23 protein-coding genes, 1 tRNA gene, 1 pseudogene and 1 other annotated feature are annotated in these 23426 nt (G+C 65.9%); of the genes and pseudogenes, 12 read left to right on the top strand and 13 right to left on the bottom strand.

The window, feature by feature from the left end:
* Positions 1-188 (top strand): annotated as a pseudogene (locus tag Q0O97_RS15510) (LacI family transcriptional regulator); the annotation flags it as partial.
* Between the two features lie 246 nt (positions 189-434).
* Positions 435-1838, top strand: a complete 1404-nt coding sequence (gene gndA, locus Q0O97_RS15505) for an NADP-dependent phosphogluconate dehydrogenase (protein ID WP_294931349.1) — start codon at positions 435-437, stop codon at positions 1836-1838.
* Between the two features lie 56 nt (positions 1839-1894).
* Here the strand turns inward: gndA and Q0O97_RS15500 are convergent, their stop codons facing one another.
* The 8 genes from Q0O97_RS15500 to Q0O97_RS15465 are packed head-to-tail and all read right to left on the bottom strand — an operon-like array spanning position 1895 to position 8443.
* Positions 1895-3103, bottom strand: coding sequence for an aspartate transaminase (locus tag Q0O97_RS15500; RefSeq protein WP_294931346.1), 1209 nt, complete (start codon positions 3101-3103; stop codon positions 1895-1897).
* Between the two features lie 23 nt (positions 3104-3126).
* The gene (locus tag Q0O97_RS15495) at positions 3127-3900 is read right to left on the bottom strand and encodes an SDR family oxidoreductase (protein WP_294931343.1); all 774 of its coding nucleotides are present in this window, start codon (positions 3898-3900) and stop codon (positions 3127-3129) included.
* Between the two features lie 14 nt (positions 3901-3914).
* Entirely contained in the window at positions 3915-4679 is a 765-nt protein-coding gene (locus tag Q0O97_RS15490; RefSeq protein ID WP_294931340.1) for a 5-oxoprolinase subunit PxpA, read from the bottom strand.
* Positions 4676-5059, bottom strand: coding sequence for a hypothetical protein (locus Q0O97_RS15485; RefSeq protein ID WP_294931338.1), 384 nt, complete (start codon positions 5057-5059; stop codon positions 4676-4678). The genes Q0O97_RS15490 and Q0O97_RS15485 overlap by 4 nt, the downstream gene beginning before the upstream one ends.
* A gap of 1 nt (position 5060) precedes the next feature.
* The gene (locus tag Q0O97_RS15480) at positions 5061-6032 is read right to left on the bottom strand and encodes a biotin-dependent carboxyltransferase family protein (RefSeq protein WP_294931335.1); all 972 of its coding nucleotides are present in this window, start codon (positions 6030-6032) and stop codon (positions 5061-5063) included.
* A complete protein-coding gene (gene pxpB / locus Q0O97_RS15475) occupies positions 6029-6673 on the bottom strand; it encodes a 5-oxoprolinase subunit PxpB (RefSeq protein WP_294931333.1) in 645 nt (214 codons plus the stop codon). Before pxpB ends, Q0O97_RS15480 begins: the two co-directional genes overlap by 4 nt.
* A complete protein-coding gene (gene accC / locus Q0O97_RS15470; protein WP_294931330.1) occupies positions 6666-8036 on the bottom strand; it encodes an acetyl-CoA carboxylase biotin carboxylase subunit in 1371 nt (456 codons plus the stop codon). The genes pxpB and accC overlap by 8 nt, the downstream gene beginning before the upstream one ends.
* A complete protein-coding gene (locus Q0O97_RS15465; protein WP_294931327.1) occupies positions 8033-8443 on the bottom strand; it encodes an acetyl-CoA carboxylase biotin carboxyl carrier protein subunit in 411 nt (136 codons plus the stop codon). The genes accC and Q0O97_RS15465 overlap by 4 nt, the downstream gene beginning before the upstream one ends.
* Before the next feature lie 191 nt (positions 8444-8634).
* Between Q0O97_RS15465 and Q0O97_RS15460 the strand changes: the two genes are divergently transcribed.
* A complete protein-coding gene (locus Q0O97_RS15460) occupies positions 8635-9309 on the top strand; it encodes a 4-carboxy-4-hydroxy-2-oxoadipate aldolase/oxaloacetate decarboxylase (RefSeq protein ID WP_294931324.1) in 675 nt (224 codons plus the stop codon).
* Between the two features lie 20 nt (positions 9310-9329).
* Here Q0O97_RS15460 and Q0O97_RS15455 read toward each other — a convergent pair whose 3' ends face one another.
* From Q0O97_RS15455 to Q0O97_RS15445, 3 genes are read right to left on the bottom strand one after another with little or no spacing between them, the layout of a single operon-like run.
* Entirely contained in the window at positions 9330-10358 is a 1029-nt protein-coding gene (locus Q0O97_RS15455) for a substrate-binding domain-containing protein (RefSeq protein ID WP_294931321.1), read from the bottom strand.
* Between the two features lie 59 nt (positions 10359-10417).
* Entirely contained in the window at positions 10418-10933 is a 516-nt protein-coding gene (locus Q0O97_RS15450) for a gluconokinase (protein WP_294931319.1), read from the bottom strand.
* Positions 10920-11711 carry an SDR family oxidoreductase gene (locus Q0O97_RS15445; RefSeq protein WP_294931316.1) on the bottom strand — a complete coding sequence of 264 codons (792 nt, stop codon included), beginning with the start codon at positions 11709-11711 and terminating at the stop codon, positions 10920-10922. The genes Q0O97_RS15450 and Q0O97_RS15445 overlap by 14 nt, the downstream gene beginning before the upstream one ends.
* A gap of 118 nt (positions 11712-11829) precedes the next feature.
* Here Q0O97_RS15445 and Q0O97_RS15440 point away from each other — a divergent pair, with 118 nt between their 5' ends.
* Positions 11830-12777 carry a 2-hydroxyacid dehydrogenase gene (locus Q0O97_RS15440; protein WP_294931313.1) on the top strand — a complete coding sequence of 316 codons (948 nt, stop codon included), beginning with the start codon at positions 11830-11832 and terminating at the stop codon, positions 12775-12777.
* Between the two features lie 7 nt (positions 12778-12784).
* On the top strand, positions 12785-13816 hold the full coding sequence (locus tag Q0O97_RS15435; protein ID WP_294931310.1) for an L-idonate 5-dehydrogenase: 1032 nt from the start codon (positions 12785-12787) through the stop codon (positions 13814-13816).
* A gap of 29 nt (positions 13817-13845) precedes the next feature.
* Here Q0O97_RS15435 and Q0O97_RS15430 read toward each other — a convergent pair whose 3' ends face one another.
* Positions 13846-14748 carry a LysR substrate-binding domain-containing protein gene (locus tag Q0O97_RS15430; protein WP_294931307.1) on the bottom strand — a complete coding sequence of 301 codons (903 nt, stop codon included), beginning with the start codon at positions 14746-14748 and terminating at the stop codon, positions 13846-13848.
* A 234-nt stretch (positions 14749-14982) separates the two neighbouring features.
* Positions 14983-15040, top strand: a sequence feature (sul1 is cis-regulatory element that is thought to sense ions involved in sulfur or methionine metabolism; They are found in Alphaproteobacteria).
* Between the two features lie 68 nt (positions 15041-15108).
* Here Q0O97_RS15430 and Q0O97_RS15425 point away from each other — a divergent pair.
* The 7 genes from Q0O97_RS15425 to Q0O97_RS15395 all read left to right on the top strand — a co-directional run bounded on the left by Q0O97_RS15425 (position 15109) and on the right by Q0O97_RS15395 (position 23014).
* Complete coding sequence (locus Q0O97_RS15425) at positions 15109-16590, top strand: SulP family inorganic anion transporter (RefSeq protein WP_294931304.1); 1482 nt, start codon at positions 15109-15111, stop codon at positions 16588-16590.
* Positions 16591-16771: 181 nt separating this feature from the next.
* Positions 16772-18364 carry an ABC transporter substrate-binding protein gene (locus tag Q0O97_RS15420; RefSeq protein WP_294931301.1) on the top strand — a complete coding sequence of 531 codons (1593 nt, stop codon included), beginning with the start codon at positions 16772-16774 and terminating at the stop codon, positions 18362-18364.
* A 53-nt stretch (positions 18365-18417) separates the two neighbouring features.
* On the top strand, positions 18418-19332 hold the full coding sequence (locus Q0O97_RS15415) for an ABC transporter permease (RefSeq protein WP_294931298.1): 915 nt from the start codon (positions 18418-18420) through the stop codon (positions 19330-19332).
* Positions 19304-20203, top strand: a complete 900-nt coding sequence (locus Q0O97_RS15410; protein WP_294931295.1) for an ABC transporter permease — start codon at positions 19304-19306, stop codon at positions 20201-20203. Before Q0O97_RS15415 ends, Q0O97_RS15410 begins: the two co-directional genes overlap by 29 nt.
* Positions 20204-20212: 9 nt before the next feature.
* Positions 20213-21202: an ABC transporter ATP-binding protein gene (locus Q0O97_RS15405; protein WP_294931352.1), complete on the top strand. Its 990-nt coding sequence runs from the start codon at positions 20213-20215 to the stop codon at positions 21200-21202.
* The gene (locus Q0O97_RS15400; protein WP_294931292.1) at positions 21199-22176 is read left to right on the top strand and encodes an oligopeptide/dipeptide ABC transporter ATP-binding protein; all 978 of its coding nucleotides are present in this window, start codon (positions 21199-21201) and stop codon (positions 22174-22176) included. The genes Q0O97_RS15405 and Q0O97_RS15400 overlap by 4 nt, the downstream gene beginning before the upstream one ends.
* 28 nt (positions 22177-22204) lie before the next feature.
* Positions 22205-23014 (top strand): sugar phosphate isomerase/epimerase family protein, encoded by an 810-nt coding sequence (locus Q0O97_RS15395; protein ID WP_294931289.1) that lies wholly within the window; start codon positions 22205-22207, stop codon positions 23012-23014.
* Positions 23015-23346: 332 nt separating this feature from the next.
* Here the strand turns inward: Q0O97_RS15395 and Q0O97_RS15390 are convergent.
* Positions 23347-23421, bottom strand: a tRNA-Asn gene (locus Q0O97_RS15390).
* Positions 23422-23426 lie beyond the last annotated feature (5 nt).

Genomic DNA, 23426 nt, shown 5'->3' with positions numbered 1-23426 from the left:
TTGCGGGCTTCAACGGGGTCGATCTGCTGGACGGCCTGCCGATGCGGCTTGCCACAGCCGATGCACGGCGTCTGGATATCGGGCGCCGTGCGGCGCGGATTGTGGCAGGCAAGGAGGCGCGGCCTGCGGACGGCGTCATCGCGCTGGAACCGACCTTCATCCCCGGCGACACGATCCGCCGGGGATAGCGTCGGGACCGGCCTGCCGACCGCCTGGAAGTTCGCCAGGCTCGACAGGCATGCGCAGGGCTTTGTCATCCGCGCTGGTCCAAGGCCGCACAGGTGCATCAATATGGACCGCCTGTGGCAGACGCCTTTGACCGCAGGTTTCGTTATCGATATCATCCATCCGATCACAGGGAGCATCATGCCGTTTCGACTTTCTCGATTTCGGCATTTTCCCGTGGATGCATGATCCGAAAGCAAGGGATGACAATGACGACTGAAACTTCGACCGGCCTGATCGGCCTGGGGACGATGGGGGCCGCGCTGGCGCTGAATATCGCCGAGAAGGGCTTTCCCATCGCCGTCTGGAACCGCACGCCCGCCGTCACCCGCCGTTTTCATGAGGACGCGGGCGGGCTGACAGATCGCGTGATCCCGACCGAGAGCCTCGAATCGCTGGTTGCGGCCCTTGCCCCGCCCCGCACGATCATCCTGATGGTTCCGGCAGGACAGGCGGTCGATGACCAGATCGCCGCGCTGGCGCCTTTGCTTGGCCCCGACGATCTGGTCATCGACGCGGGAAACGCCAATTTCCACGACACAAATCGCCGCGCGGCGGCGGGCCTGCCAATGCGCTTCCTGGGCATGGGCGTCTCGGGCGGCGAAGAGGGCGCGCGCCACGGCCCCGCCATCATGGGCGGCGGCGACCGGGCCGATTGGGACCGCGTGGCCCCGATCATGGAGGCCATCGCCGCGCGGGCCGAGGATGGCACGCCCTGCGCGACGTGGATGGGCGAGGCGGGCGCGGGCCATTTCGTCAAGACCGTCCATAACGGCATCGAATATGCCGACATGCAGATGATCGCCGAGATATACGGGCTGATGCGCGACGGGCTGGCCATGCATGCCACGCGGATCGGCGACGTTTTCGCCGGTTGGAACGAAGGCGCGCTGAAATCCTACCTTGTCGAGATCTCGGCGGCGGTGGCCCATGCCCGCGATCCGCTGACCGGCGACGGGATGCTGGACGTGATCCTGGACGCGGCGGGCCAGAAGGGCACCGGGCGCTGGACCGCGATCGAGGCGCAGCATCTCGCCTCGCCCATCCCGGTGATCGAGGCGGCGGTGATGGCGCGCAACGTCTCGGCCCGTCTGGATGAGCGTCGCGCGGGACAGGCGCGTTTCGGGGCCGCCCCGCAGGAGGTGACGCTTGAACCGGCGGAACTGGAAGCGGCGCTGATTGCGGGCAAGATCCTGTGCTATGCGCAGGGTTTCGCGATGATCGACGCCGCCGGTCGCGCCTTTGGTTGGCGGCTGGACCTGCCGGGCATCGCGCGGGTCTGGCGGGCGGGCTGCATCATCCGCTCGGCCATGCTGAACGACATGGCGGCGGCACTGGCCGACGACCCCTCGCGCAACCTGGTGCTGGCGTCTTTCTTCGCGGACAGGCTGGAGGCCACGGTTCCCGCGCTGCGCCGGGTGGTGTCGCAAGGGGTGCTGCATGGCCACGGGCTGCCCGCGCTTGCCTCGGGGCTGGCATGGTTCGACATGATGCGCACGGGCCGGGGCACCGCGAACATGATCCAGGCGCAGCGGGATTTCTTCGGCGCGCATGGCTTCGACCGCATGGACGGGCGCGACAGCCATCACGGGCCTTGGGGAAAGGCGGGCTGAACCGGGACCGACCAAGGGGCGCGGCGGGCCTGCCGCTGGTTGCGCCCCTTGCGCGATCAGGTCAGTTGTGCGCAGGCCCTGGCGATGGCGGCGCAGGCGCCCTCGATCACCTCCATCGAGGTCGCGGTCGAGATGCGGAAATACGGCTCCAGCCCGTAAGCCCCGCCGTGGACCGAGGCGACGCTTGCCGCCTCCAGAAGATACAGGCTGAAGTCCAGATCATTGGCAATCACCTTGCCGTCGGGGGTCTTCTTGCCGATCAGCCCGGCGCAGCCCGGATAGAGATAAAAGGCACCGTCGGGCAGGCGACAGGTCAGGCCGGGGATCGCGCTGATCAGCGCATGGGCGCGGTCGCGGCGCTGGCGATAGACCTCGACGGTCCGGGCGACATCGCCTTGATCGGCGGTCAGGGCATGGGCGGCGGCGGCCTGGCTGATCGACGAGGGGCAGGACGACATCTGCGATTGCAGCTTGTTGATGGCGTCGATCAGCGCCTGCGGGCCTGTCGCATAGCCGATCCGCCAGCCGGTCATCGCGTAACTTTTCGACACGCCGTTCACGACCAATGCCTGTTCCTTGAGGGCGGGGACCACGCCGAGGATACTGCACGGCGCGAAATCGGCGAACCAGATGCGGTCATAGATCTCGTCGCACATCACAAGCACATGGGGGTGGCGCAGCAGCACCTCGCCCAGTGCCTGCAATTCGCCCGCCGTATAGGCCGCGCCGGTGGGGTTCGAGGGCGAATTCAGGATCACCCATTTCGTGCGGGGCGTGATCGCGGCCTCCAGCGCGGCGGGGGTCAGCTTGAAGCCCACATCCTCGGCGCAGGGGACGATGACCGGCGTGCCGCCGTTGGCGATGACCATATCGGGATAGCTGACCCAATAGGGCGCGGGCACGATTACCTCGTCGCCCGCCTCGACCGTGGCCATCAGGGCCACGAACAGGACCTGCTTGGCGCCGCCGCCGACGCAGATCTCGTTCAACGCGCACTCGATGTTCAGGCGGGTCTTGAAGTCGTGGCGGATCGCCTCGCGCAGGGCGATGGTGCCATTGACCGGGGTATATTTCGTGTCGCCGCCTTCCATCGCGGCAATCGCGGCGGCCTTGATAGGGGCGGGGGTGTCGAAGTCCGGCTCTCCCACGGTCAGGTTGAAGATCCTGCGGCCCCCGGCTTGCAGGTCGCGGACCTTCTGCGCGGCGGCAGTGCTGGGGGACAGGCGGATGCCGGTGACGCGGGACGCCAGTTTGATGTCGCTCATGGGATATGCTCCGGGTTGGCCGGTTACTTGTTGCCGGTCAGGATGACCTTGTCGCCCTCGCGCCGGGCCGTGCGCAGGCCGCCAGGAACCTGAAGGGTCGGCAGCAGCTCGATCAGGCCGATATTGACATATTGCGGGGCGCCGACCGCATATTCCACGGCATCGGCGATGTCCGAGACCTGCGGCATCTCGAAACCCTCGTAATATTTGCGCTTGGCTTCGGCGGGGTCGATCTTTTCGACCTTGGCGAAGATATCGGTCTCGACCCGGCCGGGGCTGATCTCGGTCACCCGGACGCGGCGGCCGAAGGCATCGACGCGCAACTGGCGCGACACGGTATGGACCGCCGCCTTGGTCGCCATATAGGCGATATGGCCGCCGAATTCGTAATGACCGGCCATCGAGCCGATATTGACGATATGGCCGCGGTCGCGTTCCATCATGCCGGGCAGGACCAGCCGCGACAGGTGAAGCACGGCGCGCAGGTTCACGTCGATCTGTTCGTCGATGTCGAAGGCGTTCGATTGCAGGATGCTGCCGGGCCGCGACACGCCCGCGTTGTTGACGAGGATGTCGATTTCCATATCGGCAAGCAGGCCGGTCAGCGCATCCGTATCGGTCACGTCCACGACCTGCGGAATCGCGCCGAAGCGGTCGGCGAGTTCATCCAGCTTTTCGGCGTTACGCGACAGGGCATAGACGGTCAGCCCCTTGGCGCAAAGGCGCTCGGTGATGGCCGCGCCCATGCCGCCGGCGGCACCGGTGACGAGGGCGGTCTTGTAGTCGGTAAAAGGCATGTGCTTTCCTTGTGTCAGATATGGCGGGACAGCGGCGTGATCTCGACACCTGCGCGGGTCATCCCGGTGCGCAGCAGCCCCGCCAGTTCGACGGCACCCGCGGTGTCGGAATGGATCAGGATGGACTGGACCGGCATTGCGATGGGCTGGCCGTCCACCGTGTCGGTTTCCTTGTCGCGGATGACGCGCAGGACGCGGGCGAGAACCTGTTCGGGGTCGTGGATGACGGCGCCCGGCTGGCCGCGCGGGGCAAGCTGGCCGTTGGAAAGATAGCCGCGATCGGCCAGAAACAGCCGGACGGCCTTGCCCCCCGCCGCCTCGGCGGCCTGTTCAAGCGCGCTGCCGGGAAGGACCAGAAAGGCGATCTCGGGGTCGAAATCCATCGTCGCGCGGGCAACCGCTTCGGCCGTGGCAGGATCGGCGCTGGCAAGGTTTCCCAAGGCGCCGTGGGGGTTCATATGGGTGATCCTGTGGCCCGCACGACCGGCAAGCCCCGCCAGCGCGCCCAGTTGATAAAGGATATGCGCCTCCAGTTCCGCCAGGTCCATGTCGATCCTGCGCCTGCCGAACCCCATGCGGTCGGGAAAGCTGACATGGGCACCCAGATCGACCCCGTGATCCTTGGCCAGACGGATGGTGCGATCCATGATGACGGGATCGCCCGCGTGATAACCACAGGCGACATTGGCCGAACTGACCTGCGCCATCAGCGCATCGTCGTCGGCGATGCGATAGGGGCCGAAACCCTCGCCCATGTCGGAATTGATGTCGATGATCATGGCTGCTCTATCTCCAGAACGGTGTCGCCAAAGCCCAGGATCGTGCCGGGCGTGGGGGGCGCGCCCGCCACCCGCCCGGAAACCGGCGCGGTGACGGCCACGCGGACCGGGCCGCGCGCGACATATCCCAGCACCTCGCCCGCCTGAACGCCGTCGCCTTCGCCAAGCGCGGTCAGCCCGTCGTCGCCGCCGCGCGGCAGGAAGGCGCCGATATCGCGGCTGCGCGCGGCCTCGCGCTTGGGGGTGGACGCCGGCGGGGGGGCGGCCTGCGCAGGCAGGACCAGCCGCAGCATTGCCCCGTCGGTTTCGATTTCCAGCGTGGTGACGCCGTGGCTGCGCATCGCGGCAATCAGCCGGTCGGTGTCTTGGTCGTCGAACATCTCAGGCCCAGCCTTTCTGACGATTTCGGAAATCGTCGATGCGCATTTGCAAATCGTCGAGCCATGCCTGCTGGTCCCGCGCCGCCTGCGCGGCCTCGGACAGATCGACGCGGCGGAAGTGCAGCACGTCGCCGGGACGCGCCTGTCCGATGCGCCACAGGTCGGGTTCGATGATCGCGGCGATCTTGGGGTAGCCGCCCATCGTCGCGGAATCGGCCAGTTGGACGATGGGCTGGCCGCCACCCGGCACCTGCACGACCCCCGGCCCGATACCGTGAGAGCGCAGCTCCCCACTCGCCGGACGGTCCAGCGTCTCGCCGTCAAGGCGGTAGCCCTGACGGTTGCTCTGCTGGGTGACCGTGTAGCCGGTGGACCAGAAGGCTCGCCGGGCGCTCTCGCTGAAATCGCCGTGTTCGGTCGAGGGCAGGGCGCGCAGCACGATGCCGCCGCCCGCGTCGTGCAGCAAGGGCATGGTCAGGCTGAAATCCCGCGCGGCAGGCTCGGCGGCCGGATCGCGGGCGCGCAGGGTGTCGCCCGCCACCAGAAACCGGCCCTCGTGCCCGCCGAAGGCTTCGCGCAACTGCGTGCTGCGCGAGCCAAGCACCACCGGCACGTCGATCCCGCCCGGCAGCGCCAGATAGACGCGCGCGCCCTGGGTCATGGGGCCGAGGTCGAGCACCTCGCCCGCCTTGGCCATCCCGGCCCAGACAGGCGGCAGGGGGCGCCCGGCCAGCCTTGCGCCGCAGGCTGCGCCCGCCAGCGCAAAGGCACCGCCCTGGGGAAAGAGTAACCTTGCCGGGGTCAGCGCGATCTCGACCGTCGCGGCATCGGCGTCATTGCCCAAAGCCATGTTGGCGATGCGATGGGCCAGCGGATCCATCGCCCCGGCGCGGCCAAGGCCCTGAGACCAGAAACCGTCGCGGCCCAGATCCTGGACGGTGGCGCCAGGCGGTATGAAAAGCACTTCGATCACGCCTGCACCCTCACCGGATTGAAGCGGATGCGGTCCCCCGGCGCCAGAAGCGCGGCGGGCTGGCGGGCCGGGTCGAAAAAGCGGGTGCCCGTGCTGCCGATGGTGTTCCACCCGCTTGGCCCCATCGAGGCCGAAACGCCGGTCTGCAACCCCGCCACCGACAGCGACCCTCCGGGCAGGCGCGGCAGGGGAACCTTGCGGCGCGGCGTTTCCAGCCGGGGATTCAGCCCGCCCAGATAGCAGTAACCCGCATGGCTGCCGACTGCATAGACCGTATAGTCGGGCGCCGAATGCAGACGCACCACCTCGTCGATGGCCAGCCCGGTCAGTTCGGCGACCTCGGCCAGATGCGGGCCGTCATAGGCGATGTCGATGGGCAGCAGACGCCCCTCGACCTCCTTTCGGATGCCGCTGTTCCACAGGGCGGTCAAGTCGCACGACAAGTGGTCGAGGTCGGGGGGCACGTCCTTCAGAAGAAGGGTGACATTGGTCATGCCGGGCACGGCTTCGCGCACGCCCTCCCATTGGGCGGCATGATCGGCAATCGCCCAGAAACGCTGCTGATGGGCCAGATCGAAGGGGCAGGGCGCATGAAACAGAACGGCGCGACTGCCGATCATCGAGAGGCTGGGGCTAGCCATCCGATGCCCTCCTTTCCGTCAGCCATCGTTCGAGGTGGTGGATGCTGACGCCGCCCGCCGAAAAGCCGGGATCGTCCAGCAATTGCCGGTGCAGCGCGATATTGGTCGGCACACCTTCGATACGTGCCTCGGCCAGTGCGGCACGGGCGCGGGCCAGCGCCTCGGCGCGCGTCGGGCCGTGGGCGATGATCTTGCCGATCATCGAATCGTAGCTGGCCGGGATCTCGGCGCCCGCCGCGGCATGGGTATCGACCCGGACGCCCGGCCCACCCGGCATGTGCATGGCGGTGATGCGGCCGGGACCGGGGGCAAAGGTTTCGGGATCCTCGGCGTTGATGCGGCATTCGATGGCATGGCCGTCGCAGCGGATCTGGTCCTGCGTCAGTTCCAGGGCATTGCCACGCGCCACGTCGATCTGCATCGCCACGATGTCCAGTCCGGTGACCATCTCGGTCACGGGATGCTCGACCTGGATGCGGGTGTTCATCTCGATGAAATGGAACTGCCCGTCCTCATAGAGGAACTCGAACGTGCCCGCGCCGGTATAGCCGATCTCGCGGCACGAGGCAGCGCAACGCGCGCCGATTTCGGCGATCAGGGCGCGGTCGATGCCGGGGGCCGGGGCCTCCTCGATCAGTTTCTGGTGGCGCCGCTGCATCGAACAATCGCGGTCGCCCAACCACAAGGCATTGCCGTGGCGGTCCGCCAGCACCTGGATTTCGACATGGCGGGGCTTTTGCAGGAATTTCTCGATATAGATGCCCGGATTGCCGAAGAAGCGGCTTGCCTCCTGCCGGGTGACGACAAGGGCGTCGGCCAGTTCGGCATCCTTATGGACCACGCGCATGCCGCGCCCGCCGCCGCCGCCCGCCGCCTTGAGGATGATCGGATAGCCGATTTCGGCGGCGATCCGGCGCACGTTGGCGAGGTCGTCGGGCAGCACGCTGTCGGGACCGGGCACGCAGGGCACACCGGTTGCGAGCATGGCGCGCTTGGCCTGAACCTTGTCGCCCATCATCGCCATGACATCCGAGGATGGTCCGACCAGCACGCGCCCCGCCGCCTCGACCGCGCGCGCGAATTCGGGGCGCTCGGACAGGAAACCATAGCCCGGATGGATCAGCCCCGCGCCCGTCACCTCGGCGGCGGCCATCAGCGCGGGGATGTTGAGATAGCTTTTCGCGGCAGGCGCGGGTCCGACGCAGATCGCCTGATCGGCAAGCCGCAGCCAGGCGGCGTCGCGGTCGGCTTCGGAATGGGCGCAGACCACCCGCAGGCCCAGACGGCGGCAGGCGCGGATGATGCGCAGGGCGATCTCGCCCCGGTTGACGACCAGCAGGCTGTCCATGTCGATGCCGGTCATGGGCGGACCCTCATCAAGGGGGTGCCAGCGGCGATGGTTTCGCCATCGGCCACGAGGACCGCCTCAATGGTGCCGCCGGTCTCGGCGGGGATGGGGGTCATCATCTTCATCGCCTCGATGAGGCAGATGGTCTGGCCGGGCGCGACCTGATCGCCCGGCTGGACGAAGGGCGCCTCGCCGGGTTCGGGGCGCAGGTGGCACAGCCCGCCCAAGGGGGCGCGGACCGCGGCATCCGGGCTTTCCGGCAGGGGCGTAGTTTGCACGGGCGGCGGCGGGGGCGCTGCGCCTTCTGCCAGCGCGCGCTTGATGGTGATCCGCTGCCCGTCCACGCATGTCGTGTATTCGGCAAGCTGGCCAAGGGCCGCCCGCTCGATCTGCGCGATTATGGCCTGGATCGTTATCGGCATGCCAAAGAAATCTTTCCTGTTGCGCGTGGTCTTGTCGTTGACGGAAAGCCTATCACCGCGCCCGCGCGATGATGTCAGAACGGTTTCGCATGACAGGGCATCGCAAAACCCGATCACATCAGACCCAGACGCTCTTATGCACGGCGTGGCGGGGCGCCTAGACTGGCGCCGACCACAGCGAGGAACCTGTCATGCCCCATATCATCACCCGGATCGAGCGCGCGGCACCCGCCGACGTCACCGCGCTTGCGCCATTCGGCAGCGCCACGATCCACGAAGCGCAGGGCCGGTTGGGGGCGCTGAGTTCAAGGATCAAGCCGATCCATCGTTCGATGTCGGTCTGCGGCCCGGCATTCACCGTGTCCAGCGCGCCGCGCGACAACATCATGCTGCAACTGGCGATCCACTATGCCCAGGCGGGCGACGTCATCATCGTGTCGGCAGGCGAATACGAAGAGGCCGGCAGTTTCGGCGACGTGCTGGGCAATGCCTGCATGGCCAAGGGCATCGCGGGGGTCATCACCGATACCGGCGTGCGCGACACGCAGGAACTGATCAGGCTGGGCCTGCCGGTCTTTTCGCTGAGCAAGTGCATCAAGGGCACGGTCAAGGAAACCCTGGGACAGATAAACGGCGATATCGTCATCGGCGGGCAGGTCGTGCGTCCGGGCGATGTCGTCAAGGGCGATGCCGACGGCGTGGTCGTCGTGCGCCGCGAGGATGCCGCCGAGGTGGCGCGCAAATCCGCTACCCGCGAAGAGGCCGAAGCGGGTTTCATCAGGGCCTACAAGGAAGGGCGGACCATCATCGAGGTCTGCGATCTGGATGCGGTGCTGAAGGCCAAGGGCCTGACCACGGACCTCTAGGATCAAGCGCCGGGGGCGGTTCAGCGCGTGGATTCGCGCAGGATCAACTCGGCCCCCACATCGAAACGGACCGGCGTTTCGGGTGCCTCGCCTTTCAGCAGGCGGAGGATCAGGCCGGCGGCCATGCTGCCGATCCGGCCGGCATGCGCGTCCGTCGTCGTCAGGCGCGGCACGCAGATCCTGGCGATGTCGTAATTGCCGAAACCCGCCACTGCCAGTTGGCCGGGCACGGCGATGCCCCGGCGCTGGCAGGCGGACAAGAGGCCGAAGGCCACCAGATCGGACACGCAGACCACCGCCTGAACCGTGGGACGCAGTGCCAGCAGCCGGTCAAGCGCATCGGCGCCCTCGGCCATGCCGACGGGTGCCGGGCCGGTCGGGACCAGCGCGCTGCCATCCAGCCCGTGCCGCCGCATCGCGGCAATGAACCCTTCGCGGCGCTGGCCACCGCGCGGATCGTGGGGGGAATCGCCGCCGACAAAGGCGATGCCGCGACAGCCTTGCGCCACCAGGTGATCGACCAGCCTTCCCGTGCATTTGGCGTTGGAAAAGCCGATCACATGCTGGATCGGCTCGGCCGGAAGGTCCCATATCTCGATGACCGGGATCGCCGTTGCGCGCAATATCTGGCGGGTCCTGCGGGTGTATTGGCCGACCGTCAGCACGATGGCCTCGGGTTTGCGGCGCAGCAGTTCTCCGATCAGGCGCTCTTCTTCCAGCGGGTCGTATTCGGTATTGGCCAGCAGGATCTGCAACCCGTTTTGCGACAGTTCGCCGGAAAGCTGGCGCACGGTCTCGGCGAAGTTGGCGTTGTTGATCGAGGGGACCGTGACCGCCACGAATCCCGATCGGCTCTGCCTCAGGCTGGCAGCCGTCGCATCGAAGACATAGCCAAGCTCTTCCGCCTTGCGCAATATCCTGGCGCGGGTTTCGGGGTTGATCCCGGCCTTGCCGCGAAACGCGCGCGAGACGGTCATGGTGGACACGCCCACGGCCTTGGCCAGATCGGCCATCCTGGGGGGTCTGCGACCGTGTCCGTCCGTCGTCATATGCCTGCCATCCGTTGCCACCGTGCAATCTGCACGGCCATCACGCTCGGGGCAAGCCGTTAACCAAGGGTGGGAAGGCGGCGCAGGATCAAGGCCGCGATATCGGCGACGGGTTTTTCGATATCGACCGTTATCGCATTTTCGTCGCCGGACGGACGCTCCAGCGTCGCCAACTGGCTTTGCAGCAGCGTCAAGGGCATGTAATGGCTCTGCCTTTCACCCATCCGGCGGTGCAGCAACTCCTCACTGCCGTCCAGGTGGACGAACAACAGATCCGGCAGGCCCGAGTTCTGACGCAGCACGTCCCGATAGGCCCGGCGCAAGGCCGAGCAGCCAAGGATCAACCCCCGAGGGTGCCGCCCGAGCGCCTGCCCGCATCGTTCGAGCCAGGGCCAGCGGTCGGCATCCGTCAGTGGCGTTCCCCGGCGCATCTTGGCCACGTTCGCGGCGGAATGCAGGTCGTCGCCGTCCATATAGGGGATGCCCGTGCGTGCCGAAAGCTTTGCCCCGACCGAGGACTTGCCGCAACCCGCAACCCCCATCAGGACCAGATGAAAGGGGTCAGAGCGAGACACTTATCGCCCCGTCCACGAAAAGCGTATGCCCGTTCACGAAGCTGGATGCGTTCGACGACAGGAAGATGCAGGCGCCGACAAGTTCATCGACAAGGCCCCATCGCCCTGCGGGCGTGCGCCGGGCCAGCCAGTCCGAGAACTCCGCATCCGCCACCAGCGCGGCGTTCAGCGGCGTCTCGAAATAGCCGGGCGCGATGGCGTTGCATTGCAGCCCGTGACGCGCCCAATCCGTCGCCATCCCCTTGGTCAGGTTGCCCACGGCCCCCTTGGTGGCGGTATAGGGCGCGATGCCGGGCCGGGCCAGCGCGGTCTGGACCGAGGCGATGTTGATGATCTTGCCCCGCCCGCGCCCGATCATATGCCGGGCGACGGCCTGCCCGACATGGAAGATCGAGGCGATGTTGGTCTGAAGCAGTTGCTCGAACCGTTCGGCGGGGAAATCCTCCAGCGGGGCGCGGTGCTGCATGCCGGCGTTGTTGACCAGGATGTCGATGGGTCCCGTTTCGGCTTCGAAACCATCGATTGCCTTGCGCACTTCTTCGTGGCGGGTCGCATCGAAGGGCAGGGCGTCGATCCGCGCATCGGGCAGTTCGGCGCGCAGTTTCGCGCAGGCCGCTTCCAGCCGCTGCGGATCGCGCCCGTTCAGCACCACGTCCGCCCCCGCCCTGGCCAATCCGCGGGCCAGCGCATAGCCGATCCCCTGCGACGATCCCGTGACCAGCGCCCGCTGGCCGGACAGGCCGAAAAGGCCCTCGATGAAACCTTGTGGGGTCGGCATGGTTGCTCCTTTTGGGACTCGACATCTGCGTGTCCACTGGTTTAGTTATCGATAACATTAAAAGTCAAGGCTCATGATCCGGACAGCCGGGCGCATTGTTGCCATGCAGGAGAATCAGATGAATAAGCCGGTCGTGCTGCAGATGGGCGCCTATCCCGAATGGGACGAGGGGCCGCTGAACGAACAATATGATGTTCGCCGCTATTTCGAGGCAGCGGACAAAGCCGCCTTCCTGACCGAATGCGGCCCGCGGGTGCGCGCCATCGCGACCCGCGGCGAGCTTGGCGCCAGCCGCGAGGTGATTGGGGCCTGCCCGAACCTCGAAGTGATCTCGGTCTATGGCGTCGGCTTCGATGCGGTTGATCTGGAAGCCTGCCGGGAACGGGGCATTCGCGTCACGAATACGCCCGATGTCCTGACCGGCGACGTCGCCGATCTGGGTGTTGCGATGATGCTGGCGGTGTCGCGCGGCATCGTCGGAGCCGAAAGCTGGGTGCGCAACGGCGATTGGGCCACCAGGGGCAATTATCCGTTGCAGCGCCGCATCTGGGGCAAGCGGGCGGGCATCCTGGGTCTTGGCCGCATCGGGTTCGAGGTCGCGCAGCGCCTGCGCGGTTTCGGCATGGATATCGCCTATAGCGACGTTTCGGCAAAGGACCATGCCCCCGACCTGACCTTCATCGCCGATCCGGTCGCATTGGCGCGCAGGTCCGAGTTCCTGTTCGTCACCCTGGCGGCCTCGAACGAAACGCGCCATATCGTCGGCGATGCGATGATCGAAGCACTTGGTCCCGAGGGCGTGCTGATCAACGTCTCGCGGGCCTCGAACATCGACGAGGAGGCGCTGATCCCGGCGCTTCGCGACGGCAGGCTGGGCGCCGCCGCGCTGGACGTGTTCGCGGGCGAACCCGCGATAGACCCGCGCTTCCTGCAACTGCCCAATGTCCTGCTGCAACCGCATCACGCCTCGGGCACCGTCGAGACGCGCAAGGCGATGGGCGCGCTGATGCGCGACAACCTTGCCGCGCATTTCGCAGGCAAGCCCCTGTTGACCCCGGTTGCATGAGGCGGACATGAAAGCCCTTGTCATTCACGCCGCCAGGGATCTGCGCATCGAGGAACGCACGCCCGAACGCTTGGGTCCTGGGCAGGTCCGTATCCGCACGGCAGCCGGCGGGGTCTGCGGGTCCGATCTGCATTATTACAATCACGGCGGTTTCGGCACCGTCCGCTTGCGCGAGCCGATGATCCTCGGCCACGAGGTGTCCGGCCATGTCGTCGAAGTGGCGCCGGGGGTGACCGGCCTCGCCGAGGGCGATCTGGTCGCCGTGTCCCCCTCGCGCCCCTGCGGCGGTTGTGGCTGGTGCATGAAGGGCCTGCCGAACCACTGCGAGAACATGCGCTTCTACGGATCGGCCATGCCCTTTCCGCATATTCAGGGCGCGTTCCGGCAGGATCTGGTCGCGGATGCCTCCCAATGTGTCCGGGCCGAGGGCCTGACGGCGGGCGAGGCCGCGATGGCCGAGCCGCTGGCCGTCACGCTGCACGGCGTCCGCCGGGCGGGCGAGATGCTGGGCAAGCGGGTTCTGGTGACCGGCTGCGGACCCATCGGCCTGTTGTCGATCCTGTCCGCCCGCATGGCGGGCGCGGGCGAGATCGTGGCCACGGACCTGTCCGATTTCACGCTGGAGATGGCGCGGCGATGCGGTGCCGATGTCGCGCTGAACACCGCCGTTCAACCGGATGCGCTGTCCCGTTATTCGGAGGGCAAGGGCAGTTTCGACGTCCTGCTGGAATGCACGGGCGTCGCGGCAGCCGTCGCCCCGGCCATCGCGGCCATGCGTCCGCGCGGTGTCGTGGTGCAACTGGGACTTGGCGGCGACATGGCGCTGCCGATGATGGCGGTCACGGCAAAGGAACTGGACTTGCGGGGTTCATTCCGCTTTCACGAGGAATTCGCCACCGGCGTCGCGGCCATGCAGGCGGGCCGGGTGGATGTCAAACCCCTGATCACCCATCAGGTGGCGCTTGACGAAGCCGTCTCGGCCTTCCGGCTGGCGTCGGACCGAAGCCTTGCGATCAAGGCGCAGATCCTGTTCGCTTGAACTTGGCCCGCACCCCGCGCCGTGGCGGGTCAGCAGGAAAGCTCGGTCGCCAGCCGCGTAAGGTGATCGCGAACCACGCGGCCCGCCTCGGACAAGGGAAGCTGCGCGGATGTGCAGATGGTCATGTTCACCTTCATGTTCGGCCGCCGCACAAGCATGCGGCGCGCTTCGGGAACGCGCCGCATCACGGCCAGCGCGGCGGACGAGGGCAGGATGGTGCAGCCCAGCCCCTCGGCCAGCGCGTTGGACAGGATCGAGATCGATTCCGTCTCGGCCACCACCTGCGCCGTGGTGCCGACCCGCGCCAATGTCGTGTCGATGACCTGGCGTATGGTATGGATCGCGCTTGGCAGGATAAGCGGGTGCGAAACCGCCTCGGCAAACGAGATTTCGCCGTCGGCCTCTGGCAGGGCCATGCCGACGAAGAACATTTCCTCGGTGCAGATCGGATCGAAGATCAGGCTGGGCACCTTGCCCGGATCGAATATCAGGGCCGCGTCCATCTTGCCGGTCATGACCTGCTCGCTGATCGCGCCTCCGCCGACGGGTTCGTTGATGTAAAGCGCGATGCCGGGATGCGTCTGGCGGATCGACTGGACCAGCTTGGCCGCCACCAGCGAGCCGAGGCCAAGCGGCGCAAGGCCGACGCGGACCGATCCGGTGATCTCTTCGGACGAGGTGGCGATATCGGCCTCGGCTTGGTTCATCTGCCGGATCAGCATCTGGCAATGCTTGTAAAGCACCTTCCCGGCCTCGGTCGGGACGACGCCGCGCTTTGACCGTATCAGCAGCGCCTTGCCGAAATGGGCCTCCAGCGCGGCGATCTGCTGGCTGAGCGCGGGCTGCGCGATATGCAGGATCGCCGAGGCGCGCGTGATACTGCCGATATCCACGATCTTGACGAAGGCGCTGAGCCGCCTGATGTCCATCATCGTCTCCGGTGAATGGTTGCCTTGCCGCATTATACGCGGCGCAGAAGGCGGGCGCATCAATCCATAAGAAAACACGATCATGTCAGATCGGAACGCTTTGCGCGGCGGACAACGACCCGTGCGCCGCGGCGGCGTGGTTGAAAGGGCAGAAAGGCCGGCGGGCGGCAATCGGGGGCAGGGGGCCGAAAACCGGCTTGTCCGCCGCGGCGGATCGGATTAGGCAGCGGCGAACCGCAAGGACTCGGGTGCGACTCCCGAGTGGCTCTTCCGGCCGCCGATCCGCCGGACAATTCTGGACAAGCCCGATGCGACAGGCCGGTATCATCCTGCCGCGATCTTCGTTCCGGGCATGGATCACGCATGAATTCGCTTTCTTCCTACCGGCACGAATGGCTGGGCAATATCCGCGCCGACCTGCTGTCGGGGCTTGTCGTCGCGCTTGCCCTCATCCCCGAGGCCATCGCGTTTTCCATCATCGCCGGGGTCGATCCGAAGGTGGGGCTTTACGCCTCTTTCTCGATCGCGGTCATCACCGCCATCGCGGGCGGGCGGCCCGGCATGATCTCGGCAGCGACGGCGGCGACGGCGGTGCTGATGGTGACGCTGGTGCGCGATCACGGGTTGCAATACCTGCTGGCCGCGACGGTGCTGGCCGGGCTGATCCAGATCGCAATGGGGTTGCTGCGGCTGGGGTTCGTCATGCGCTTCGTGTCGAAATCGGTGATGACCGGCTTCGTCAACGCGCTGGCGATCCTGATCTTCATGGCGCAACTGCCGGAACTGGACCCGGCGCGCGTGACGCCGCTGACCTATGTTCTGGTCGCTGCGGGGCTGGCGATCATCTACCTGTTCCCGCTGCTGACCCGCGCCATCCCCTCGCCCCTGGTCACCATCGTGGTGCTGACGGCGCTGAGCCTCGCCTTCGGCTGGGATGTGCGCACCGTGGGCGACATGGGCGCGCTACCCGATACGCTGCCGGTCTTTCTGCTGCCCGACGTGCCGCTGAATCTGGAAACGCTGACGATCATCCTGCCCTATTCGCTGGCGGTTGCCGTGGTCGGGCTGCTGGAAAGCCTGATGACCCAGAACCTGGTGGACGAGTTGACCGACACCAGGACCAGCCGCAATCAGGAATGCATCGGCCAGGGGCTAGCCAATACCGCGACCGGCTTCATCGGCGGCATGGCCGGTTGCGCAATGATCGGCCAGTCGATGATCAATGTCAGATCCGGCGGGCGCGGGCGGCTGTCGTGCTTCGTCGCGGGGGTGTTCCTGCTGATCCTTGTCGTGGGGCTGGGCGATCTGGTGGCGCGTATCCCGATGCCCGCGCTGGTCGCGGTGATGATCATGGTTTCGGTCGGCACGTTTTCCTGGACCTCGATCAGGGATCTGCGGGTGCATCCGCGTTCGTCGTCGGTGGTGATGCTGGCGGTGGTGGCGGCTGTGGTCTGGACCCATAACCTGGCCATCGGCGTGCTGGTCGGCGTGCTGCTGTCAGGCATCTTCTTTGCCGCCAAGATCGCGCGGCTGTTTCGCGTGACCTCGACCCTGTCGCCCGATGGCCGCTTGCGGACCTACCGGGTCGAGGGACAGCTTTTCTATGGCTCGGTCGAGGATTTCGCGGGCGCCTTCGATTACCGCGAAATGCCCCAGCGGGTGGTGATCGACGTCCGTGCCGCCCATATCTGGGACATATCCAGCGTGCAGGCGCTGGAAAGTGTCGTGCTGAAGTTCCGCCGCGGCGGCACCAAGGTCGAGATCATCGGGTTGAACCGGGCCTCGGCGACCATCTTGGACCGCCTTGGCGCCCACGACAAGCCGGGCAGGCTGACGGCTCATTGAAACGGGCGCGGCGGCGTCCCGAGCCATATGATTTCGTTATCACGACAGTCCGGGTTCGTCTTTGTGTCGTGCCGGGATAGATGCAATCATGGGATATCAGGTGATCGGTGCGATGCCCGGCCACTGCTGCAAGCAAGAGCCGCATAGCGGTCGAAACACTTTCCTGAACAGGGAGCTTCTCATGCCCAATATCCGTTCGGTTGCCCGCCGGACAATGATGGCCTGCGCCGTCTCGTCCATCGTCGGAACCGCCGCATTCGCGCAAAATGTCGTCGTGGCCATCGATCCCGGCTCGGCCGAGTCGAACCTCTACTGGGAAACCATCGGCGGCCTGATCCCGCCGAACATGCAGTCGCTGGTCGGAAACGATCCCGAAACGGGGGTCTACGACGCCTCGGGGCTGGCGGAGTCATGGGAGCATGACGAGGATTTCACCCGCTGGACGTTTCATCTGAAACCCGGCGCGGTCTTCAGCGGCGATTGGGGTCCGGTCACGGCCGAGGATGTCGTTCATTCGGTCGCGCTGCATACCGGCGACGATTCGCGGCTCAGCGGTATCCAGAGCCTGCGCGCCGCCACGGTGACCGCAGACGGGGACCATACCGTTCATTTCGACCTGCCGAACCCGGACCCGGATTTCCTGTTCCTGCACGCCGGGCGCGCGGTTCTGGTCGTCTATTCCAAGGCCCAATACGATGCCGAGGGGCTTGAGGGCTATGCCCGCAATCCCGCAGGCAGCGGCCCCTTCACCTTCGTCAGCCGCGATCTTGGCAATACGCTGAAATACGACGTCGCCAAGGATCATTGGAGCGGGTCCTCGCCCCGTTACGACAGCCTTGAACTGCGCTTCGTCGGCGAGCCTGCCACCCGGCTGGCCATGCTGCTTGCGGGCGAGGCCGATATCGTCAGCCTGCCGCGCGAATTGCAGCCCGAAGCCGAGGCGCAGGGCCACCAGACCATCAGTTCAGCCCAGGCTTCGGTCCAGACGGCATTCGTGCTGTCGGGCCTTTTCATGGACCCCGAAGGGCCGGGCGCCGAGATGGGCCTGCCCTGGCAAGACGTCCGCATCCGCGAGGCGATGAACCGCGCGCTGGATCGCGAAGCCTTGATCGACGTCCTTTACGAAGGCCGGGCCGAGCCGCTGGTGGTGTTTTCGATGGACCCGCGCTTCGACGGCCACGTTCCCGAACTGGCCAGGCGGTTCGAGGCCGAATATGGCCATGACCCGGACCGCGCCCGCGAATTGCTGGCCGAAGCGGACTATCCCGGCGCATTCGCCAATCCTGTGATCCCCATCGCGGCGACGGCGCTTGGTGGCAGCCCCGAATTCGGGCTGATGGCCGAACTGGTCCAGGCCATGTTCGCCGACGCAGGCTTGCAGACCGAGATCCGCGAAATGGACTGGCCAACCTTGCAGAATGCGCGCCTGGGCTTTACCGCGGATTTCGCGCATCCGATGCGCAATGCGCCCGTGCGGCCCAACGGGATCGGCGTTCTGGCGTCCTATACCGAACAGCTCAGCCCGGCCTACAGCATCGGCAGCCGCGAGCTGGACGGGATGGGCGACAGGCTGATCGAGACCAAGGACCTTGAAGAACGCGCCGCGCTGATCCGCGACATGTTCACCTATGTCTTCGACAATTATGCCCATATGCCGATAGCGACCATTTCCGCCGAGGTCGTGGCCAATCCCCAGCGTGTTGCGGGTTGGACCTTTCCGGGGTCCTCCTCCAGCGGTTTCAGCCATTTCGAACTGATCGAAACCGCAGACTGACAACGACGCCACCCGGACCGGAAAGCCGGTCCGGGCATGCCACGGAGTCCCTCATGCAACGCTTTTTCCTCGTCAAGCTTGTCGAATCGGCCATTGCCCTTTGGGTGATCACGCTGATCGTTTTCGGGCTGACGCATTTTTCCGGCAATCCGGTCGGCGCGCTACTGCCCGACGATGCCTCGCCGGAACAGGTCGCCTTCCTGATCAACAAGCTGGGCCTGGATCAGCCGATCCATATCCAGTATCTGCGTTTTCTGGGCAATGCCGTGCAGGGCGATTTCGGCCTGTCGATGAAATGGCCGGGCCAGTCCGCGATGGACGTCGTCCTCAGCCGCCTGCCTGCGACGCTGACGCTTGGCGGCATGGCGATGCTGATCAGCGTGGTGATCGCCATTCCGCTTGGCGTCGCCTCGGCCACGCGCAAGGGCACGATTGTGGACAGCTTCGCGCAAGGCATCGCGCTGATCGGCCAGTCGATGCCCAGCTTCTGGCTAGGGATCATCCTCATCTGGGTCTTTGCGGTGGGCCTGGGAATGTTTCCGACCTCGGGCAGCGGAACCTGGGCGCATCTGGTCCTGCCGGCGATCTCGATCGCGTGGTTCCAGATCTCGGCCCTGACGCGGCTGACCCGCTCGGCCATGCTCGAGGTTCTGGACGCCGAATATGTCAAGCTGGCCCGCGCCAAGGGCGTGTCCGAGCCGATCATCGTCTGGAAGCACGCGCTGCGCAATGCCGCCGTCGTGCCGCTGACCTATTTCGGGGTGCTGGCCGGCTCGGTGCTGACCGGATCGGTCGTGATCGAAACGGTGTTTTCCTGGCCTGGCCTGGGCTGGACCGCGATCGAGGCGATCAAGGCCCGCGATTTCCCGGTCGTCCAATCCGTCGTGATCGTCTTTGCGGTCATCTTCATCCTCGCCAACCTTCTTGTGGATCTGCTCTATGCCTATATCGACCCCCGCATCCGCTGAGAGCGTGGCGCCGGTTGCCCGCAAGCGGCGCAGGAATTTTCTGCGGCCGGGCGGCTATCCCGCCCTGCCCATCGCCATCCTGATGATCACGCTGATCATTCCGGCGCTGTTCTCGCAATGGCTGGCGCCCTACGGTCCCGAGGCGACCAACCTGCGCGCCCGCCTGCAACCGCCCGTCTTCTTCGGGGGCGACTGGAGCCATCCCTTCGGCACCGACAGGCTGGGCCGCGACATTCTCAGCCGCACGATGCACGGGGCCTGGTATGCGCTGTCGATCTCGGTGGTGGGGATCTTCGTCGGCGTCGTGATCGGTTCCTCCCTCGGCCTGATCGCGGGATATTTCCGCGGCTGGTGGGATACGATCATCATGCGGCTGGTAGATATATCGCTGGCGCTCCCCGCGATGCTGCTTGCACTGGCGCTGGCCGCGCTTTCGGGGCCAAGCTTTCAGTCGGTCATCATCGTCGTGGCCTTCGTCCTTTGGGCCTATTTCGCCCGGCAGGTCCGCGCCGAGGTGCTGGGCCTGCGCGAGCGCGACTTCGTGGCCCGCGCGGTGGTGGCGGGCAGTTCGCACCTGGCCATCCTGCGGCGGCATATCCTGCCCAATGTCGTCAACACCATAGTCGTGCTGGCGACGTTGCAGGTGGGCATCGTCATCACGCTGGAGGCCTCGCTCAGCTTTCTGGGTATCGGCATCCCCCGTCCCATCCCGACCTGGGGCCTGATGGTGGCGGACGGACGGCAACTGCTGACAAGCGCGTGGTGGGTGTCGTTCTTTCCCGGCCTTGCGATCCTGCTGACGGTGCTTTCGGTCAACCTGTTCGGCGACTGGCTGCGCGAGAAGATCGACCCGAAATCGAGGAGGGTCTGAACCGTGAGCATGAACGAGAACCAGCCGATCCTGTCGGTCCGCGACCTTGAAACCATGATCGAGACCAAGCGCGGCGAATTCGCTGCCGTCGATGGCGTCAGCTTCGATCTCTATCCGGCGGAAACGCTTGGCATCGTTGGCGAATCCGGCAGCGGCAAGTCCCTGACCGGCCTGTCGCTGATGCGGCTTTTGCCGCGCGGCATCGGCCGCATCTCGGGCGGTTCGGTCGAACTGGACGGGTCTGATCTGACCGCCATCCCCGAGGCCAGGATGCGCAAGGTCCGCGGGCGCGACATCGCGATGATCCTCCAGGATCCGCAGACCTCGCTGAACCCGGCCTTCACCATCGGCGACCAGATCGTCGAGGCGATGCGCCTGCACCGCAAGCCGCAGCCCGAGGGTTTCATGGCGATGGCCGTGGACACGCTGCGCAAGGTGCGGGTCGCGGCGCCCGAGATGCGCGTGAAGGCCTATCCCCACCAGATGAGCGGCGGGATGCGGCAGCGGGCCGTTGGCGCGATCGCCATTTCCTGCCAGCCCAAGGTCATCATTGCCGATGAGCCCACCACCTCGCTGGATGTCACGGTTCAGGCGCAATACCTTCGCCTGCTGCGCGAATTGCAGGAACAGACGGGGATGGGCATCCTGTTCATCACCCATGATTTCGGCATCGTCGCGCGTGTCTGCCATCGCCTTGCGGTGATGTATGCGGGGCAGGTGATCGAAACCGGCCCGGTCAAGCGCGTGTTCGACCGCCCCTCGCATCCCTATACGCAGGCGCTTCTGAACTCGGTTCCCAAGCTTTCCGGCCATCAGGGGCGGCTTCCCGCCATCGAGGGGCAACCGCCCGCCCTGTGGGCCAAGCCGAAGGGGTGCCGCTTTTCGCCCCGTTGCCCCTATGCGGATGACCGCTGCCGCGCCGAGCAACCCCCGGTGACGCATCTGGGGGGCGAGGGTCGCGACAGACATACCGCAAGTTGCTGGAGGCTGCTGCCATGACGAATGCAAACACTCCGGTTCTGGAAGTGCGCGATCTGACGCGGCATTTCGACATTACCTCGGGGCTGTTTTCGCGCCAGCGCCATGTCGTCAAGGCGGTCGATGGGCTGAACTTCGCGATCCCGACCGGGCAGACCCTTGCGCTGGTCGGCGAATCCGGCTGTGGCAAGACCACGGCCACGCGGATGATCCTGCGGCTGGACAAGCCGACGCAGGGGCAGGTCCTGGTGGACGGACAGGACGTCCACTCGTTGAAAGGCGCCGGGCTGCGCGGGTTGCGTTCGCGCGTGCAGGCGGTGTTTCAGGATCCGTGGTCATCGCTGAACCCGCGGATGCGCGTGCGCGACCTGATCGCCGAGCCGCTGATGGCGCAGGGCCGCCCGAGCCGCAAGGAAATCGACATGCGGGTGGCCAAGGTGCTGGACGACGTGGGCCTGCGTCCCGACCATGCCGGCAATTTCCCGCATGAGTTCTCGGGCGGGCAGCGCCAGAGGATCGCCATCGCCAGCGCGCTGATCTCGCGTCCCGGCCTGATCGTTCTGGATGAACCCGTCTCGGCGCTGGATGTGTCGATCAGGTCGCAGATCATGAACCTTTTCAAGGATATACAGCAGGAATACGGCGTCGCCTATCTGTTGGTCGCGCATGATCTGGCGACGACGCGCTATCTGGCCGACCAGATCGCCGTGATGTATCTGGGCAAGATCGTCGAGATCGGACCCTCGGAAGAGGTCTTCAACAACCCCCGCCATCCCTACACCAAGGCGCTGTTCTCGGCCGCGCTGCCGGGTCACCCCGACGATGCGCATGACGAGATCGTCCTTGAGGGCGAGATGCCCTCGCCCCTGGCCGTCCCGTCCGGCTGTGCGTTCAACCCCCGCTGTCACCTCAAGATCGGCGAGATTTGCGAGCGCAGGACGCCCGCGCTGAAACCGATCGGCGATACCGCCGCCGTCTCGTGCCATCTCTATTGATGCGGGACAAGTTCAGGAAGGAAAGAAGATGAAGATAGCCGCCGTCACAAACGAGGTCGTCCCCGGAACGCAGCCGGGAACGCTGCGCCGGGTATTCGAAACAGCCGTCGAACATGGCGTGACGACATTCGAGGCCCGCACGGTCGAAGGACGGCGCTTTCCGCTGGTGGCGCCCGATGTCTGGGATCAACTGGTAGTGGCGCGCAAGGAATTCGGCGTCACCTATTCGGCGGTCTCTCCGGGCATATTCATCCGCGCGCGCGCCGACAGCGACCTTGTCGGCATCCACGCCGATGAACTGCTGTCGATGAGCCTGAAGATGGGCGAGAAACTGGGCGCGGATACGCTGATCGTCTTCGCCCCCGACCGTGCGCCCGAGGCGCCTGATGCGGATTTCAGCAAGGTCGTGGATCTTCTGGGCGCAGCGACCGAACGGGCCGCAGGGCAGGGGTATCAGGTGCAGCTTGAGAACCTGCCCGGCTCTTACGCCGATACCAGCGATGCCTGCCTCGCGCTGCTCGAAGCGGTGGGGCACAAGGGTCTGGGCTATGTCTGGGATACGGGCAACCTCTATGAGGCCGAGGGCCAAAGCTTCGAGGCCGGTCTGGAAAAGCTGACGCCTTACATTCGCAACGTCCACCTCAAGGACGGGCGACTGATCGACGGCAGGATGGTCTGGCAGCACTTCGGCAAGGGGGTGACCAACGTCAAGGGTCAGGTCCAGGCGCTGAAGGCGATGGGCTACGGCGGAACCCTGGTTCTGGAAGCCGCTTGCGATCCCCATGCGCCCGAGGATTTCGCGACCTCGCTGGCCTATCTGAAGAATCTGGTGGCCTGACCACTTCGCAGCTTGGGCCTGCGGCAGGCGAATGGTCCGGGTCGCAGCCCCACGACCCGCCTGCCATGCACGCGCGTTCTTACCGGGCAGCAGCGCAGGCGTTGGCACCCAGAGCAGATGACGCTTAACGAGGTGTTTAGGGGTGTTGTGAAAACTCCTCTGCTGCAAATTTGCGTGCAGGTCCTGAAGAAATATCAATCACGCCACAATCCAACAACGAAAGCGCGCCTCGATCCGGGCGCGCTTTTTCGGTTCTTTCCAGCGTCCGAACTCGGACGCTCGGACGGACAAGATATTTCTTGACAGCTAAGTGTTTGAAATTTCTAGAAAATTGGCTCCGGCGGTAGGGATCGAACCTACGACCAATTGATTAACAGTCAACTGCTCTACCGCTGAGCTACGCCGGAACACG

Source organism: uncultured Paracoccus sp. (genome assembly GCF_945915435.1).
GTDB lineage: Bacteria > Pseudomonadota > Alphaproteobacteria > Rhodobacterales > Rhodobacteraceae > Paracoccus.
Note: the sequence above shows the minus strand (reverse complement) of the source record. Positions and strands in the feature narration are given on the sequence as shown.